The organism is Massilibacterium senegalense (assembly GCF_001375675.1).
Taxonomy (GTDB): domain Bacteria; phylum Bacillota; class Bacilli; order Bacillales; family Massilibacteriaceae; genus Massilibacterium; species Massilibacterium senegalense.
On record NZ_LN831786.1, the window covers coordinates 1,173,841 to 1,192,171 of the forward strand.

Below are 18,331 nucleotides of genomic sequence, written 5' to 3' on the forward strand. Positions count from 1 at the left end.
TTATTCATCCTCTTTTTTCTGTTCTAAATAAACTTTGACTAATTCTTCGATTAGTTCATCTCGCTCCACTTTTCGAATCATTTTACGAGCGTCTTTATGTCGCGGAATATAAGCTGGGTCCCCTGAAAGTAGATATCCAACGATTTGGTTAATCGGATTATATCCTTTTTCTTGAAGAGCACCATAGACGGTAAACAAAACTTCTCTAATATTTTCTTTTTCAGGTTCTTCATCAAAATTGAATTTCATCGTATTATCGATTGAATCCATGCTTATCACCTCTCTTTTCAGATTCAACAGAATCTGAACGACTACCTATATTGTACAATACTTGTTGCCAATTACGAAATGGTTTTCACCCATTCGTAAACAAATTCTAATGCTTCTTTAACTTTAGATGGATCTTTTCCCCCTGCTTGTGCCATATCAGGACGACCACCGCCGCCGCCACCACAACGTGTTGCTACTTCTTTTACTAATTTACCAGCATGGAAGCCTTTTTCAATTAAATCTTTCGTTACACCACAAGAAATGTTCACCTTTTCGCCTTGTACACTTGCAATGACAATGACAGCTGATTGTAATGTAACTTTTAAATCATCGACCATTCCACGAAGACCATTCATATCTACATTGTTTACTTGAGCTGCTAATATAGGAACACCGCCGATTTCTTTTACTTGGTCTGTTAATTGTTTTGCTTCTACATTGGATAATTTTTGCGCTAATGATTCATTTTCACGTTGTAACTGTCTCATTTGATCTAATAGGGTATCGATACGCTTTGGAATGTCTTTTGTGTTCGTTTTTAATTTTTGCGCACTATCCATTAAAATATTCATCTGTTCATTCATAAATTTGTATGCTTCTTTTCCTGTTACCGCTTCAATTCGACGTGTACCAGCACCAATTCCTGTTTCTTGGACAATTTTCAACATGCCAATTTCCGCTGTATTTTGTACATGGCACCCACCACAAAGCTCTAAGCTATACTCTCCTACTTGCACGACACGAACGATATCTCCGTATTTTTCGCCGAATAAAGCCATCGCTCCCATTGCTTTTGCTTCATCGATTGGTTTTAATTGTGTTGTTACTTGTAATTGTAGCCAAATCTTTTCGTTTACAACCTGTTCAATTTTTTCTAATTCCTCTTTTGTTACTTGTCCGAAATGAGAAAAGTCAAAACGTAAACGTTCTGGTGCAACTAGAGAACCTGCTTGATTCACATGTGTTCCTAGTACATCTTTTAATGCTTGATGCAGTAAGTGTGTAGCTGTATGATTTTTCACGATATCCATTCTACTTGCACGATTTACGGTTGCAATGACCTTCGTCTGAAGACGTAACGTTCCTTCTTTCACGACTCCGGTATGAAGGTTTTGACCATTTGGTGCTTTTTGAACATCCTTTACTTCAACTAATACATTTTTTCCTTTTAGCGTTCCTTTATCGGCAATTTGTCCACCGCTTTCTGCATAAAAAGGCGTTTGATCTAGTACAAATTTAATTTCTGTTCCTACAGAAACTTCTGAAACAAACTCATCGTCTGACACTATCACCGTTACTTCACTTTCTGTTTGGAATTGATCATAACCAACAAATGAACTTGCCTCATGGATATCCCCTAAAACACCACCTTGAACGTGCATGGAATCAACATCTGCACGAGCAAGACGAGCGCGTGTCCGTTGTTTTTCCATCTCTTGCTCAAAACCTTCTACATCGACCGTAAATCCTTTTTCTTCGGCATATTCTTCTGTTAATTCGAATGGGAATCCGTATGTATCATATAAACGGAAAGCATCTTCACCAGAAACAACTTTTTCTTGTTGTTTTTCTAAAATGTCATTCAAAATCGCTAATCCGTCATGTAACGTTTCATGGAATCGTTCTTCTTCTGTCCGAATTACTTTTTGAATAAATGCTTGTTTTTCGCTCACTTCTGGGTAGAATGATTGCATAATTTCGCCTACTATTGGCACTAACTGATACATAAATGGTTTTTCAATTTGTAATTGTTTTGCATAACGAACAGCCCGACGTAATAATCGACGTAACACATATCCACGTCCTTCATTCGACGGAAGTGCTCCGTCCCCAATCGCAAACGTTACTGTACGAATGTGGTCCGCAATTACTTTAAACGCTACATCTTTTTCTTTGTCTGTTCCGTATTTTTCAGATGTATATGTTTCTGTTTGATGAATAATCGGCATAAAAAGGTCTGTGTCAAAGTTAGTTGGTACATCTTGAACGACCGAAACCATCCGCTCTAATCCCATTCCTGTATCGATATTCTTTTTCGGTAGCGGTGTATATGTACCATCTGGATTGTGATTAAATTGCGAGAATACTAAGTTCCAAATTTCTAAATAACGATCATTTTCGCCACCAGGATATAATTCTGGATCATTCGGGTCATTTCCATACGCTTCGCCGCGATCATAAAAAATCTCTGTATTTGGTCCACTTGGCCCCTCTCCAATATCCCAGAAATTCCCTTCCAATCGAATGATGCGTTCTTCAGGAATTCCAATTTTATCACGCCATAACACATATGCTTCTGTATCTTCTGGATGGATAGTGACGGATAATTTTTCTTTTTCGAATCCCATCCATTTATCGCTCGTTAAAAATTCCCAAGCCCATTCTACCGCTTCTTCTTTAAAATAGTCACCGATTGAAAAGTTTCCCAACATTTCAAAAAACGTATGATGACGTGCTGTTTTTCCGACATTTTCAATATCATTTGTTCGAATCGACTTTTGCGCATTACAAATTCTCGGATTTTCCGGGATAACCGAACCATCAAAATATTTTTTTAACGTCGCAACCCCACTATTAATCCATAATAAAGACGGATCATTTACCGGAACGAGAGAAGCACTCGGCTCTACTGCATGTCCTTTTTCTTTAAAGAAATCGAGAAACATTTGGCGAACATCACTCGATGATAATTTTTTCATCTACATTTCCTCCTCTTATTTTTAAGCACATAAAAAGCCCTCACCCCAAACAGGGACGAGAGCTATCTCACGCGTTACCACCCTGATTATGAACGAATCTTCGCCCATCACCTCGCATGACGATAACGGCGTCTACCGGCAAGTTGTCTTGCGTTTTCAAGAATAGCTTCCGTCACTCTTCACCTAGAATCTCTTTCAGCCAGGGAGACTCTTCTCTTTTGATGGGCTTTAACGTACTTGTTTCTATCATTAAACGAAAATATATGTGTATATATTATAGAAAATAGGTAAAATGGTTGTCAATCTTTGTTCTGCAATCGCAAACTATGCAATAAAACAATTTTTAAAATCGCATACATTGGAACGATGATAATCATCCCGATAATCCCCCATATTTCTCCACCTAAAAACAATAAAAAAATAATGAATAATGGATGAATTTGCAAACTTTTCCCGACCACGATAGGAGACAAAATATTTCCTTCTACAAATTGCAAAACAAACACGATTCCTAGAACAAAAAACACTTTTTGAACAGAAATGGTAAAGGCAATAAAAACAGCGGGAATCGCACCTAAAATAGGGCCAAAATAAGGGATAACGTTCGTTAAACCAATAATGGAACCAAGTAAAATAGAATAAGGTAAGCCAATCATCATAAAGGCAATCGTCGCTAATACCCCTATGGCAAGACAAACGAAAATCATTCCCCGTATATATTTTCCAAGGGAGATGTCTAAGTCTTTTATTAATCGCCGACAAAATCCGTGATAGGTAAATGGGATGATTCGTTTTCCCCATTTTTTCATCATTGGATAATCATTCAACACATAAAACACAATAACCGGAATAATGAAAACAACAAACAATTGATTAAACGAAGTAAAGACATGTTCCAACGATTTTTCAGCAATAGTTCGTATTTCTTTTTCCATCTTCGTTAGCCCTTCGTTTATTTGTTCATGAACAAAAGCCGGAAGACGATTCGTCCGTTCAAATAGCACATTTACATACTCTCGATAAATATTCGTTAATTTTGGCAACACATCGACTAATTCACTCATCTGTTTTGTCATATTGGGAATCGTTTGAATAAAAAATACAGCTGCTAGACAAGTAAAGACGACATAAAGAATACAAATCGCCCAAATACGTTGAATGTTTCGTTTAATCAAAAATTGAAGAAGCGGATAAAGCAAATATGCAATTAAAAAACTAAGTAAAAAAGGAAACAACACTTTCCCCATCACTTGTAAAATGGGGATGTAAATGTACGATATTTTTGCAAAAATCCACAATGTTAAAATCGTCAATAACATTAAAATTAAAATAGAAATGGCTTTATACATATTCCTCACCTGTATGTAAAAAGGCTAGCAACTGCTAGCCCTTTCTGTTATGCAAACAATCGGGTAATAACATTTTGTCGGCGATTCCGCATCATTCGCCAAGCTACTGCTCCAACACCTAGTGTCATAAGCGACATCATCATCGTACGGTTATTATTCATGTTCTCACCGCCTTTAAAGAAGCTTTCTTTCCGATTCTGTAAATAAATCATCGAGTGAACTTAACGTCCCATCTTCTTCTACTTGATGTAATTGAAGCACTTCGCCTTCCACGGTTAATTCAATAAAACAATCCCAACAATAATATTGCCCTGGTCCAATTCTTCCTAAATTTTTACTTTGACAATTTGGACATTGCATCTCCATTCCTCCAAAAAATGTTCTTTTGTCCATTGTCGTCAAAAGAAGAATCAATTATACCAAAAAAGAATGATCGTTAGGATCATTCTTTAGTGTAAGGAAATTCTTCAATTTTATTCGTAAAAGCATGTGTTAATTTTTCTGCTAACATGGAATACCTTTTTTCTTCTTGATGATTCGACACCGCTAACCGAAATGCTTCCACTTCGCCACATATGATTAAATAATCTTTTGCGCGAGTAATCGCAGTATAAATTAAATTGCGTTTTAACATACGATAATAATCGCGTACAATCGGTAACACGACAATCGGAAATTCGCTGCCTTGTGATTTATGAATCGAGGTACAATAGGCATGTGTTAACTGAGAAAAATCACTACGACGATAGGTCACTTCTTTTCCATCGAACGAAACGACTAATTGGTCCAACTTTTCTTCTGTTTCTTTCGCATAAAATAATGCCACAATCTCTCCAATATCCCCATTAAATACTTGTTCTTCAGGATTGTTCACTAACTGAAGCACTTTGTCCCCTTTGCGATACGAAATATCCCCAAATACTAATTCTCGTGTCCTCGCTTGTTTTGGATTAAATAACTGTTGTAACGATGTATTTAATTGATGAATTCCAACTGGCCCTTTGTACATCGGAGCAAGCACTTGAATATCTTTTGCACTAAATCCCCTATTTATCGCCCCTTGACAAACTTGTTCAATGGCGGATAAAGTATGCTGTTTGGCGCAAGGGAAAAAGCGTCGATCCGTTTTTTTAGCGAGTAAATCTTCAGGAATCTGACCCTTTTTGATATGGTGGGCTAACACCACAATAGAAGAACCTTCTGCTTGGCGATAAATCTCGGTTAATGCAATCGTTTCAATCACTTGCGATGCTAGCAAATCGCGTAACACTTGACCGGGTCCAACCGAAGGAAGTTGATCTTCATCTCCTACAAAAATGACCGTCATCCCACTTGGAATCGATTGCAACAATTGATTGGCTAACCAAATATCCACCATGGAAAACTCATCGACAATTAATAACTCTCCGTTCATTTTTTTCTCTGCATTGTATTCAAACTCGGTGCCGTTCCAGCCCAATAAGCGGTGAATCGTCGATGCTTTTAACCCTGTGGACTCACTCATTCGCTTCGCCGCTCGTCCAGTCGGTGCGACTAACACAACAGGAAAATCTTCTTCTTTTTTATAATCGCTTACTTGTAACGATTTTTCATTCAATCGACCATATAATTCTACAATTCCTTTAATAACGGTCGTTTTTCCTGTACCTGGTCCACCGGTTAAAATCATCACCGGCGATGTTAATCCTTTGAATACTGCTTCCCGTTGCATCGGTGCATATTCTATGTTTAGTTCTTCTTCTAATTCACCTAGTGCTTTTAAAAAATCTGCTTGGACAATTTCTTCTTCTTTTGGTTGATTCATTAATCGAAACAAATGATTTAATGTACCAACTTCTGCATAATATAACGTAGGCAGATAAATCCGGTCATCATTCACAATTAATCGTTCTTCTTCCTCAAGCATCAGTTTTACTTCATCAATTTCAGAACGAGTTATTGGTTCGTTGACGGATAATAAGTCGGTAACGGCCTCGAGCCATTCTTCGTATGGTAGAAATGTATGTCCTTCGTTTAAACAACGTTCTTCCAAAAGATACAAACATCCAGCTTTAATTCGCTCGGGATCTTTTTCGGTAATTCCAAATGCTTTTCCTAATTCATCTGCTCGTTTAAAACCGATGCCTTCTACTTCTTGAATAAGGCGATATGGATTTTCTTTGATGATACGTAAAGAGTCTTGCTTATACACATTAAAAATATTCATCGATAATTGCAAGCCAAACCCGTATTCCCCTAATGCTTGTACTGTTTGTTCTAGACCTTCATATTCTATTAGTGTCATGTAAATGTTCTCTTTTTGCTCGCCTTTTAAAGAAGGAATTGCATCTAACGTTTGTTTATTTTGGATGATTTTTGAGATAGCATTTTCCCCTAATACTTCTACAATTCGTTCTGCTGTTTTTTTCCCAATCCCTTTAAATAAATCGCTTGATAAATATTGCACGATTCGATCTTTCGTTTTCGGCTTTTCTTTTTCAAAACGTGTAACGAGAAATTGTTTTCCATACCTTGGATGCACACGAAAAGAACCTGAAAAATGATACGTTTCCCCGTCGAGTACTTTCGGCAATGTCCCGACTACTGTCATTTTCTTTTCTCCGTCTATCGCTTCTTTTAAACGAACCTGAATGACAGAATAATAATTCTCTTCATTAAAGAACACAACGTGCTGTACAGTACCAACAATAGTGAGTTCTTCTCCTGTCATGCAAATTCCTCCATTCGTTTACTTGTTTTTCATTTGTAAAAATTGCTCGATTTGTTTTTTGCCGTGCCCCGCTAATAAATGATCAGGTTGAACGTGTAACGCTTGTTCAAACATACTTTTTGCTTGTTCCGCTTCTTCTTTATGCATATAGGCCACACCTAAATTATAATACGCATCGGCGTGATCTGGGTGTTGCTTAATGACTACCATCAATTCTTGAATAGCGTTATCGATTTGCCCTGTTTGTGCTAAACATAATCCATATTGAAAACGAGCATCCATATCCGCGTCGTTTAATTCCACAGCCCGTTGAAAATGTGCTAATGCAATTAATCCTTTTTCTTGTTGATATAAAGACATACCTAACATAAAATACGTATCTGCTTCTTTTAATCCTTGACTAATTGCTTGTTGAAAAAATCGTTCGGCGTCTGAATAACGCCCCATTTGATAATAGGCATTTCCTAACCCATAGTTAGCTGCTGCTGCAAGCGGATCGATTTCTAACGCCTTTTCAAAAAAAACAATCGCACGTTCCATATCCTCTCCAGCTAACAGTAAGTTTCCAAAATTAATCCACCCAGTCGGATTATTCGGCTCTTTTTCAATTGCTTCATTAAAAAATTTTGCTGCTTCTTCTAACTTCCCTTTTTTCATACTTTCAATACCTTGTTGTAATGCGTCCATTTCTCATCACCTTTCTTCTTTTTAGAAAAAAACACGAAATTCCTCAATACATTCGCATTGAGGAACATTTCTTTACATATACCAAAGTGGCTTTTCATCTTTATATACTTCATCAATTGTCCCACCACCAAGACATTCATCTCCATCATAAAAGACAACGGATTGTCCTTTCGTAATGGCCCGCTGTGGCTCTTTAAATTCCACCCATACAGTATCGTTTTTTTCGAGATGTACCGTAACTTCACGATCTGGTTGTCGATAGCGGAATTTTGCTGTACATGTAAACGTTGTCGGTTTTAGCTTTTCGCTCGTAAAACTAACTTTATTTGCTCGTAATGATTCCGAGTACAACGCTTCATGATGGAATCCTTGTTCGATATATAAAATATTTTCTTTTACATTTTTCCCAACAACAAACCAAGGGTCACCATCCCCGCCAATACCTAATCCGTGACGCTGCCCAATAGTATAATACATAAGACCGTCATGTTCCCCTTTTATTTCACCTTGTAACGTTTGCATGTTCCCTTTTTTCGCTGGTAAGTATTCACTTAAAAATTGTTTGAAGTTTCGCTCGCCGATAAAACAAATACCTGTACTATCTTTTTTCTTTGCTGTCGCTAAATCATATTGCAATGCAATTTCCCGCACTTGTTTTTTTTCGAGATGACCAATTGGAAACATCGTTTTGGATAATTGTTGTTGATTTAATTGATTTAAAAAATACGTTTGGTCTTTATTTTCATCTCGTCCACGGAGCATTTTATACTCTCCATCTTGAAACTCTACACGAGCATAATGCCCTGTCGCAACAAAATCTGCTCCGAGTGCTAAGGCATGGTCTAAAAAGGCTTTAAATTTAATTTCTTTATTACACATGACATCCGGATTAGGTGTTCGTCCAGCTTTATATTCCTCAAGAAAATACGTAAACACTTTGTCCCAATATTCTTTTTCAAAATTAACGGCATAATAAGGGATGCCAATTTGATTACAAACACGAATCACATCTTCATAATCTTCTGTTGCCGTACAAATGCCTGATTCATCTGTGTCATCCCAGTTTTTCATAAAAATACCTATTACATCATATCCTTGTTGTTTTAATAACAACGCAGCAACTGACGAATCTACTCCACCGCTCATCCCGATTACAACACGTGTTTCTTCCGGTTTTTTTATCATACTTTCACCTTCTTTTACTTTTGCAGTCTTTTTACGATTTCTACCGTTTTTTGTGCAACGGAACGGATTTCTTCTATTGTATTTCCGTAACCAAAACTAAAACGAATGGCAGAATTTATTCGCTCTTGTTCTCCTTTAAACATACTTACTAACACATGTGAAGGATCGACTGCACCTGCTGTACATGCAGACCCACTCGACGCTGCAATCCCAGCCAAATCTAAATTAACAAGCATCACTTCTGCTTTTACACCTAGAAAACTAACGTTGAACACATGTGGTAAATATTGTTCGTCATGTCCATTCTGAACGTAACGAATGCCACTTTCTTGAAACGTTTGCTGGAGCACTTGACGAAACGATTCAAATAACGCTCGTTTAGAAGCAGCTTGCTCACTCGCTAATTGGACGGCTTTTGCCATTCCTATAATGCCAGGAACATTTTCTGTACCTGCACGACGTTTTCTTTCTTGATCGCCGCCATGGAGAAAAGGGGACCATATTATCCCTTTTCGTACATATAAAAAGCCAACTCCTTTAGGACCATTAAACTTATGCGCAGAAACAGACATTAAATCTACATACAGATCATCAACATCGATAGGCATCGTTCCGAACGCTTGGACGGCATCGGAATGAAAGTAAATCGAGTTTTCTTTTAGAAATTGACCAATTTCTCGAATCGGTTGTAATGTCCCGACCTCGTTATTCCCATACATAATCGACACAAGTACCGTCTCATCCGTCACCGCTTTTTTTACATCTTCTACAGACACTTGTCCGTTTTCATCCACTGGTAAATACGTAACGTGAAATCCTTCTTTTTCAAGAAATTTACACGTATGAAGAATAGCATGATGTTCAATTTCCGTCGTAATCAAATGCTTTCCTTTGTTTTGATTGGCAAGCATCACTCCAATTAATGCCGTATTGTCCGCTTCTGTTCCACCACTAGTGAAGACAATTTCTTTTTCATTTGCACCAATTGCTTGACTAATTTCATTTCGAGCACGGTCTATGGCTCCTCTTGTTTTACGACCAACTTGATGAATACTCGATGGGTTGCCGAATGTTTCTGTAAAAAAAGGCAACATCGTTTCTACCACTTTTGGGTGTGTCGGTGACGTTGCAGCGTGGTCCACATAAATCATTTTTGTAACTTCCTTTCTTTCGTACTACCATTAAATATAAAACATATACGCTTGTTGTTCCGTATCATCTTCATAATTTGCTAAATCTTCTAATGTTGTGTTATCTAATACTTCTTTCACCGCATCGCGAATTTTAATCCATAAATCTCGTTTCGCTGGTTCTTCGTCTTCTAACACTTCAACTGGGCTAATCGGCCCTTCTAACACACGGATAATATCGCCTGCTGTAATGTTTTTTGCATCCTTTGCTAAAATATACCCACCATACGCCCCGCGAATACTTTTTACTAACCCTGCATTGCGAAGTGGAGCGATTAATTGTTCTAGATAATGTTCAGATAAATCATGTGCTTGCGCAATAGATTTCAAACTCGTTGGGCCACCGCCAACATTTTTTGCTAAAGAAATCATAATGGTTAATCCGTAACGACCTTTCGTCGAAATCTTCATACATTCATACACTCCTAACTAATCATCATTGTTTTCCATTTAAAGCATATCAAATTGATATGGTTATCAGTATATCTTTTAGCATTATAGCATGAAAAGGCAACTTCTTGCATTGAAGAATGGTCTTATGTATGCTTTGATTGAAGAATAGAGAGGTGAAACGCGATGGATTTATTTGACTTTACAAATGAAACCGAAAAACAAGACAATCGTCCGCTTGCTTTTCGCATGCGTCCCCAAACGTTAGAACAATTTGTCGGACAACAACATATTGTTGGAAAGGACAAACTGCTTTACCGGGCAATTAAAGCGGACCGATTAACACCAATGATTTTTTTTGGTCCTCCGGGAACAGGAAAAACGACGTTAGCAAAAATTATTGCCCAATCGACAAAAGCCCATTTTTCTCAATTAAACGCGGTCACAAGTGGCATTAACGATATTCGAATAGTAGTGAAAGAGGCACAAGAACGCTTAAAATACGATCAACAAAAAACGGTATTATTTATTGATGAAATTCATCGTTTCAATAAATCCCAGCAAGATGCATTATTACCATATGTAGAAGATGGAACGATTATTTTAATCGGGGCAACGACAGAAAGTCCCATGTTTGAAATTAATCACGCTTTGTTATCTCGCTCTCGCTTATTCCGCTTTCAATCGTTAACAGAAGAAGATATTATCAAACTTTTAAAAGATACTCTAACAGATAAAGAACGAGGGTTTGGAAATGATTCCATTACATACGAAGAAGAAGCACTCCTACATATTGCTCGTGTTGCGGGTGGGGATGCTAGAAACGCCTTAAATGCGCTAGAATTAGCCGTTTTAACGACGGATCGAACAAAAGATGGTACGATTCATATTACAAAAGGAATAGCAGAAGAGTCCATTCAGCAGCGAGTCCTTGGATATGATAAACAAGGAAATGAACATTATGATACGGTTTCTGCCTTTATTAAAAGTATGAGAGGAAGCGACCCTGATGCAACGCTCTATTGGTTAGCAAAAATGATTTATGCCGGTGAAGATCCATCTTTTATTGCAAGACGTATTTTCATCCATGCAGCGGAAGATGTTGGCCTTGCAGACCCAAATGCCTTATTAATTGCCCATGCAGCATGTTATGCAACGGAATATATCGGCATGCCTGAAGCCCGTTTAGTATTAGCAGAAGCCGCTGTTTATATCGCAACAGCACCGAAAAGTAATGCGATGATTAAAGGAATTGATAAAGCCCTGTCAGTAATGAAACAAACGACAAATGCTAGTGTTCCCTATCATTTACGAGATGCCCATTATAAAGGTGCAAAAGAACTAGGGTATGGTATCGGTTACTTATATCCACATGATTTCTCAGATGGCTTCGTTCCGCAAGATTATTTACCAGAAGATGTGCGTGGCTTAAAATTGTACCAGCCATCAGGACGCGGCTTAGAACGAAACATTCAAAAAAGACTGGATTTTTTTATGGAACGAATAAAGCAACAAAAAAAGAAAGAAATATGAATCTTATATGTTTGTATAAATCTTCAAATTTAGGACAAGATGATAGATAAATACTTGTTTTAAAGGAGATGAATATGTTGAAAGTAAGACAAGATGCTTGGACGGAAGAAAATGATTTATTATTAGCAGAAACTGTCCTCCGTCATATTCGGGAAGGAAGCACCCAATTAAATGCATTTGAAGAAGTAGGAGATGTATTAAATAGGACGAGTGCTGCATGTGGATTTCGTTGGAATGCAGTGGTGCGTAATGATTATACAGAAGCAATTGAACTAGCAAAAAAACAACGAAAAGAACGAAAAAGAAAATTAAAACAACAACAAGAAGTAGCTAGTTCTTATCCGGTGATGGCACCGACCATTCCTGTTGCGACTGAACAACCATCATCTACCATGACGTTACACGATATTATTCAATTTTTACAACAGTTAGACTATGATTCCACACATACGACAACATTAAAAGTAGAAAATGATCAACTCATGATGAACAATCGGATGATGCAAGAACGTATTTCTTTATTAGAGCAAGAAAAAGAAAAACTAGAACATGACTATCAAACCATTCAAGAAGATTACCAATCGTTTATGGAAATTATGGAACGCGCTCGTAAAATGGTCTTGTTTACGGAAGAAGAACCAAAAACAACATTCCGAATGGAGAAAAATGGGAATTTAGAAAAATTAGCAAAATAAATGGAGTGGTACATCACTTTTTTCAAAGTGGTGTACTTTTTTATTTATCTATACAATCATTTAAATGTTCAGATTATCTATCATGTCAAAAAAAGAAAGAGAACAAGTTATTTTTGTCCTCTTTCTTTGCGCTTTTCTATTCTTATACTTGTTTCAACAATTCTCTTACAACGTAACTAGCTGCTATTAATCCAGCTACGGAAGGAACGAATGCATTGGAAGCTGGTGGAAGTTTTGCTTTTCTTATCGTAGCATCTTGATTGCCCACTTCTTTTAATACATCTTTTCGTTGTTTGATCGGTGGTTCATCAGAAAATACGACCGGAACTCCTTTTATGATTCCTTCTTTGCGTAATTTTGTTCGGATTACTTTTGCAATTGGGTCGTAACTTGTTTTGGAAATATCGGCTATTTGAAAACGAGTAGGATCCATTTTATTCGCTGCACCCATGCTTGAAATAATCGGAATGTTTCGTTTTAAACATTCTTTCATTAAGTGAATTTTATATGTAATCGTGTCAGATGCATCAATAACAAAATCAAGTGGGTACGCAAACAGCTGCTCATACGTTTCCTCTGTATAAAACATTTGTAATGCAATCACTTCACAAGCTGGATTAATATCTGTGATTCTTTCTTTCATCACTTCTACTTTCGGACGTCCAACGGTAGACAACAACGCATGAATTTGACGATTTACATTTGTAATATCAATATCATCCTTATCGATTAAAATAATTCGACCAATCCCGCTTCGTGCAAGTGCTTCTGCAGCAAATGAACCAACTCCACCAACACCAAGCACACACACCGTACTGTTTGCCAATGTTTCTAGTCCTTCTTTTCCGAATACAAGTTCGTTTCTTGAAAATTGATGTAACACATTCACCACTCCATTTATGTTCCAATCACCTATTGCACTATCCTATGTGTATCATCAAACATACTGCTATTAGATGATTTATTTTAAATATATTAAAATCATATCTATTTAATCTGATTTAAACGTAAAGAAAAAGAGTCCCAATGGTGCCGGTGCTTCTTACGTTTTGAACCTGCCCTCGCAGGTGGGTGTCCTACTTTATTGTTCCTACGTCCCCGATGTTGGGGCATGTATTCCGAACAAAGACGCAGACTCCCGATTAATTGGTGTTGGCTCAAAACATAAAGAATCAATCGTACACTTCAGGACTCTTTTATTCACTTTTTGTTTCTGTAGTTATCATAGCATATGAATTTTTAGAATGCAATATGTTATGTTTTCCAAATCGAAAGTGCTTTCCCTTTTTTCATCCACAAATAAAAAACAAAGAAGCCACTAGCCCTTCCTCGAAAAATCAAAGAAAGGCTAGCGCTATTTTCAAGCACTTTTTTACTTTTATTTATCTTGTTGTACGATTGGACGAAGGTTTAATTCTACCAATTGTTCCGTACTTACTTCATCAGGTGCGCTTGTCATTAAGCAACTAGCGCTTGCTGTTTTCGGAAATGCGATTGTATCACGCAAGTTAGCACGACCAGTTAAAATCATAATTAATCGGTCTAATCCAAGAGCAATACCGCCATGTGGTGGAGTACCATATTCAAATGCATCTAATAAGAAGCCAAATTGTTCCCGTGCACGTTCTTCTGTAAATCCTAACGCAGCAAACATTTTCATTTGTACATCTCGGTTGTAAATCCGTTGTGAACCACCGCCAAGTTCGTATCCGTTTAACACAAGGTCATACGCTTGTGCACGAACTTTTGAAGGATCTGTTTCTAAATATTCTAGGTCTTCATCCATTGGACGTGTAAACGGATGATGTTCTGCTACGTACCGTTTTGCTTCTTCGTCGTAAGAAACAAGTGGGAATTCTGTTACCCATAAGAAATTAAATTTCGACTCATCGATTAATCCTAATTGTTTTCCTAATTTTAAACGTAAGTTACCGAGGGAATCATATACTACTTTTGCTTTATCAGCAACGAATAATAATAAATCACCTGCTTCTGCACCGAATGCTTCTAGTAACGCTTGTTTTTCTTCATCGTTAAAGAATTTTGCAATTGGACCTTTTAAGCCGTCTTCTTCTACTTTAATCCATGCTAACCCTTTTGCTCCGTAAATTTTCACATAATCTAAGAAGCCGTCAATTTCACTACGTGTGAATTTTTCATTTCCACCTTTGACGCAAATCCCTTTTACCGGATTTCCTGATTTAGCTACAGAGGCAAACACTTTAAAGTCAGAGTCTTGCACAATTTCTGTTACATCGACAAGCTCCATACCAAAACGTGTATCTGGTTTATCACTACCAAAACGGTTCATTGCATCTACATATTTTAAGCGTGGGAATGGTGTTTCAATATCCATCCCTTTTACTTCTTTCATGATTTTTTTCATCATTTCTTCCATCATTGGAAGTAAATCTTCTTTATCTAGAAAAGATGCTTCAATATCTAATTGTGTAAATTCTGGTTGACGATCTGCACGTAAATCTTCATCACGGAAACAACGAGCTACTTGATAATAACGTTCAAAACCAGAAACCATTAACAATTGTTTAAATAATTGTGGAGATTGTGGTAAGGCATAAAATTCTCCTGGATGGACACGAGATGGAACTAAATAATCACGTGCTCCTTCTGGCGTACTTTTTGTTAAAATTGGTGTTTCCACTTCAAAAAATTCTTGTTCATCTAAAAAGTCACGCATCATTTTTGTAATACGATGACGTAATTTAAATGTTTCTAACATTTCCGGACGACGTAAGTCTAAATAACGGTATTTTAACCGAACATCTTCTGATACTTCAATGTTATTTTCAATTGGGAACGGTGGTGTTTTTGCTTCATTTAAAATTTCTACATCTTGAACATGTACTTCGATAGCACCTGTTGCAATGTTTTCGTTTACTGTACTTGGGTCACGTTTTACCACTGTTCCTTTAATATCTAGTACATATTCATTACGAACCTTTTCTGCTACTTCATGTGCTTTTGCTGAAATTTCTGGGTTACATACGATTTGTACGACCCCCATGCGGTCACGTAAATCGATGAAAATTACGCTCCCTAAATCACGACGCTTTTGCACCCAACCTTTTAATTGTACTTCTTCTCCTACATGAGCTTCACGAAGCTCTCCACAACGATGTGTACGACCAATCATTCTTTTTCCTCCTTAGCTTGTTTCATATAAGAAAGTAAATCGGCAAATGCCACTTCTGTTTGTTCACCAGTTGCTAGTTTTTTCACGACTGCTTTTTCTTTTTGTAATTCTTCTTCTCCAATAACAATCACAAACGTTGCTTGTAACCGATCTGCTTGTTTAAATTGTGCTTTCATTTTTTTCTGCTGGTAATCTTTATCACAAGAAATACCTGCAAGTCGCATTGTTTGAAGAATTTTCACTGCTTTTTCTGTTGCTTCTTCCCCTAATGCGATAATGTAAGCATCCATTTTTTGCATGACTGGTAACGTTTGTTTTTCTGCTTCTAACGCTAATAAAATACGTTCAATACTAAAAGCATACCCAATTCCAGGCGTTTCTGGTCCCCCTAAATCTTCTACTAATCCATTGTAACGACCACCGCCACAAAGAGTCGTAATAGAACCGAATCCTCGTGCTTTACTCATAATTTCAAACGCTGTGTGATTGTAGTAATCTAAACCACGTACAAGCGTTGAATCTACTTCATATTCAATCCCTAATACATCTAAGTAACCAAGCACCTTTTCAAAATATCGTTTCGATTCTTCATTCAAATAATCTAAAATCGATGGTGCTGTTTGCATTAATGGATGTTTATGATCAACTTTACAATCTAAAATACGTAATGGATTTTTTTCCAAACGTCCTTTACAATCTTCACAAAACTCGTGAATATGTGGTTGAAAATGATTGATTAATGCTTGTCTATGAGCAAGGCGACTTTCTGTATCACCTAGTGAATTAATTTTTAGGACAAGCTCTTGTAAACCAAGCCCTTTAAACGTATTCATTGCCAGGCTAATTACTTCTGCATCAATTGCCGGATCTTGACTTCCAAGCGCTTCTACGCCAAACTGAACAAATTGACGATAGCGGCCTTTTTGTTGACGCTCATACCGAAACATTGGACCTGTATAATATAATTTTGTTGGTTGGTCCGGTAAGCCATATAATTTTTTCTCTACAAACGCTCGCACAACCGCAGCTGTTCCTTCCGGACGAAGGGTTAAACTTCTACCACCGCGGTCTTCAAAAGTGTACATTTCTTTTTGTACGATGTCTGTTGTATCTCCCACACCTCGGCTAAAAAGCTCGGTATGTTCAAAAATTGGCGTCCGAATTTCATGATATTGATAAGCTCCACACATATTTCTGGAAAATTGTTCAATATATTGCCACTGTTTCGATTGTTCTGGTAAAATATCTTGTGTTCCGCGTGGGATTTGAATGGACACGTTTCATCCTCCTTGCTTTTTTTTACAAATATAAAAAACTCTCATCCCCGATGAAGGGACGAGAGTTTATTTCCCGTGGTACCACCCTAATTGAAGCATCTTTGCTTCCACTTTCAGTTAACGCCTGAATACGTTAATTCCTACTTTATTCAGAATTAAACCTATGGAGTGTTTTTCAATAAGTCGCATTGGAGAAATGTTTTCAGCCATGACATTTCCTCTCTAACCAAGCGGGTCTTACCTACTTCTCTCCTTTAACGGTACGAATATGTATCGTTTTTTATCTTACGAATAGTTGACTATTTTGTCAAGATAAGCGGCATTATTCTTTTTCCGTTTGTGATGGAGATTGTGGGCTGTTAGGCTCTTTTATAAAAGACGAATCCCATTTTTGTTCTTCAATTGTCGTAGGTTTTGTTGGTTCTGTCGGTGGTGTCGGTACTTTTGGTGGTACATTGTCTTGCTTTTCTGTTGGCAATACTTCATCTACTTTTTCTTCTGTTGGAGTAGGTGGTTCCTTTTGTTTTTTCTCTGTACTTTCCATCGCCTTCTCTGTTACTATCTCATTTATTTTTCGTTTTCCTTGTTTATTCCACGTATATAACGAACGAATCAATGTTTCTTTCGTTAACAGGTCCATTGATTTTGTATCTTGTGCAAAAATTTGCGTATCTATTAATTTCTTCACTGCTGCTTCTTCTTTTGTATATAATTCACCATTTAAATATAAAAAAAGAGTTGCAGCTTTCCCGTTTGTGACAGGCTCCGTTCCTTTCGTTTTTCCTTCGACTAATGGTAAGTGATAAGGAGCTAATGTTTCATATACTGCTTCCTCTCCTACCGATTGCTCTTTTTTTAGTAATCCATAATAAATAGCTATACTTTTTAAAAAAGTTGCTTCCGATACTTTTTCTTCTCGATTTAGATGACCAGATTCATCTGATTGCACGATTCCTTTTTCAGTTGCCCAAACAATCATTGGATAGTCTGGGTCTTGTGTGGAAACATCCGTATACAATGGCTTTTCTTTTGTAGTCGAAGTTGGGGTATCTTGTTCTGGTTGTTCTTTCCATGAAAGATATATCGTAAACCCCGCTAATAAAATCGAAACAATGCCAGCAAGGATGATGCCTTGTTTTAACATGCCGTATCTCCCCTATCCTAAAAAACTCCTTCATTTTCCGTTTGAAAA

At 37.2% G+C, this 18,331-nt stretch carries 16 protein-coding genes, 1 other RNA gene and 1 other annotated feature; of the genes, 2 read left to right on the top strand and 15 right to left on the bottom strand.

What is annotated here, in order from left to right; genetic code table 11:
* From BN1372_RS09290 to cymR, 10 genes are all read right to left on the bottom strand, one after another.
* A complete protein-coding gene (locus tag BN1372_RS09290; RefSeq protein ID WP_062198810.1) occupies positions 1–270 on the bottom strand; it encodes an IreB family regulatory phosphoprotein in 270 nt (89 codons plus the stop codon).
* 71 nt (positions 271–341) lie between these two features.
* The gene (gene alaS / locus BN1372_RS09295) at positions 342–2,969 is read right to left on the bottom strand and encodes an alanine--tRNA ligase (protein WP_062198812.1); all 2,628 of its coding nucleotides are present in this window, start codon (positions 2,967–2,969) and stop codon (positions 342–344) included.
* A gap of 299 nt (positions 2,970–3,268) precedes the next feature.
* Entirely contained in the window at positions 3,269–4,318 is a 1,050-nt protein-coding gene (locus BN1372_RS09300) for an AI-2E family transporter (protein WP_062198814.1), read from the bottom strand.
* A gap of 47 nt (positions 4,319–4,365) precedes the next feature.
* On the bottom strand, positions 4,366–4,479 hold the full coding sequence (locus BN1372_RS15245; protein ID WP_147515363.1) for a DUF3918 family protein: 114 nt from the start codon (positions 4,477–4,479) through the stop codon (positions 4,366–4,368).
* 13 nt (positions 4,480–4,492) lie between these two features.
* Complete coding sequence (locus BN1372_RS09305) at positions 4,493–4,678, bottom strand: hypothetical protein (protein ID WP_407656457.1); 186 nt, start codon at positions 4,676–4,678, stop codon at positions 4,493–4,495.
* A gap of 82 nt (positions 4,679–4,760) precedes the next feature.
* On the bottom strand, positions 4,761–7,028 hold the full coding sequence (gene recD2, locus BN1372_RS09310; RefSeq protein ID WP_062198818.1) for an SF1B family DNA helicase RecD2: 2,268 nt from the start codon (positions 7,026–7,028) through the stop codon (positions 4,761–4,763).
* Between the two features lie 18 nt (positions 7,029–7,046).
* Entirely contained in the window at positions 7,047–7,715 is a 669-nt protein-coding gene (locus BN1372_RS09315; protein WP_062198820.1) for a tetratricopeptide repeat protein, read from the bottom strand.
* A gap of 72 nt (positions 7,716–7,787) precedes the next feature.
* The gene (gene mnmA / locus BN1372_RS09320; protein WP_062198822.1) at positions 7,788–8,900 is read right to left on the bottom strand and encodes a tRNA 2-thiouridine(34) synthase MnmA; all 1,113 of its coding nucleotides are present in this window, start codon (positions 8,898–8,900) and stop codon (positions 7,788–7,790) included.
* A gap of 14 nt (positions 8,901–8,914) precedes the next feature.
* Complete coding sequence (locus BN1372_RS09325) at positions 8,915–10,051, bottom strand: cysteine desulfurase family protein (RefSeq protein WP_062198824.1); 1,137 nt, start codon at positions 10,049–10,051, stop codon at positions 8,915–8,917.
* 30 nt (positions 10,052–10,081) lie between these two features.
* Positions 10,082–10,501: a cysteine metabolism transcriptional regulator CymR gene (gene cymR, locus BN1372_RS09330; RefSeq protein WP_062198825.1), complete on the bottom strand. Its 420-nt coding sequence runs from the start codon at positions 10,499–10,501 to the stop codon at positions 10,082–10,084.
* 165 nt (positions 10,502–10,666) lie between these two features.
* On the opposite strand from cymR, the gene BN1372_RS09335 reads away from it, so the two are divergent.
* Complete coding sequence (locus BN1372_RS09335; protein WP_062198827.1) at positions 10,667–12,013, top strand: replication-associated recombination protein A; 1,347 nt, start codon at positions 10,667–10,669, stop codon at positions 12,011–12,013.
* A 77-nt stretch (positions 12,014–12,090) separates the two neighbouring features.
* A complete protein-coding gene (locus BN1372_RS09340; RefSeq protein WP_062201251.1) occupies positions 12,091–12,708 on the top strand; it encodes an RsfA family transcriptional regulator in 618 nt (205 codons plus the stop codon).
* Positions 12,709–12,850: 142 nt separating this feature from the next.
* Here the strand turns inward: BN1372_RS09340 and BN1372_RS09345 are convergent, their stop codons facing one another.
* The 5 genes from BN1372_RS09345 to BN1372_RS09365 all read right to left on the bottom strand — a co-directional run bounded on the left by BN1372_RS09345 (position 12,851) and on the right by BN1372_RS09365 (position 18,283).
* Positions 12,851–13,591, bottom strand: a complete 741-nt coding sequence (locus BN1372_RS09345; RefSeq protein ID WP_062198829.1) for a tRNA threonylcarbamoyladenosine dehydratase — start codon at positions 13,589–13,591, stop codon at positions 12,851–12,853.
* 133 nt (positions 13,592–13,724) lie between these two features.
* A non-coding RNA gene (ssrS, locus tag BN1372_RS09350) (6S RNA) lies at positions 13,725–13,903 on the bottom strand.
* A 183-nt stretch (positions 13,904–14,086) separates the two neighbouring features.
* Positions 14,087–15,862 (bottom strand): aspartate--tRNA ligase, encoded by a 1,776-nt coding sequence (gene aspS, locus BN1372_RS09355; RefSeq protein ID WP_062198831.1) that lies wholly within the window; start codon positions 15,860–15,862, stop codon positions 14,087–14,089.
* A complete protein-coding gene (gene hisS / locus BN1372_RS09360; protein ID WP_062198833.1) occupies positions 15,859–17,139 on the bottom strand; it encodes a histidine--tRNA ligase in 1,281 nt (426 codons plus the stop codon). The genes aspS and hisS overlap by 4 nt, the downstream gene beginning before the upstream one ends.
* Positions 17,140–17,190: 51 nt before the next feature.
* Positions 17,191–17,406 (bottom strand) — a binding site (T-box leader).
* Between the two features lie 55 nt (positions 17,407–17,461).
* Positions 17,462–18,283, bottom strand: coding sequence for a hypothetical protein (locus BN1372_RS09365; protein WP_062198835.1), 822 nt, complete (start codon positions 18,281–18,283; stop codon positions 17,462–17,464).
* Positions 18,284–18,331: the final 48 nt, after the last annotated feature.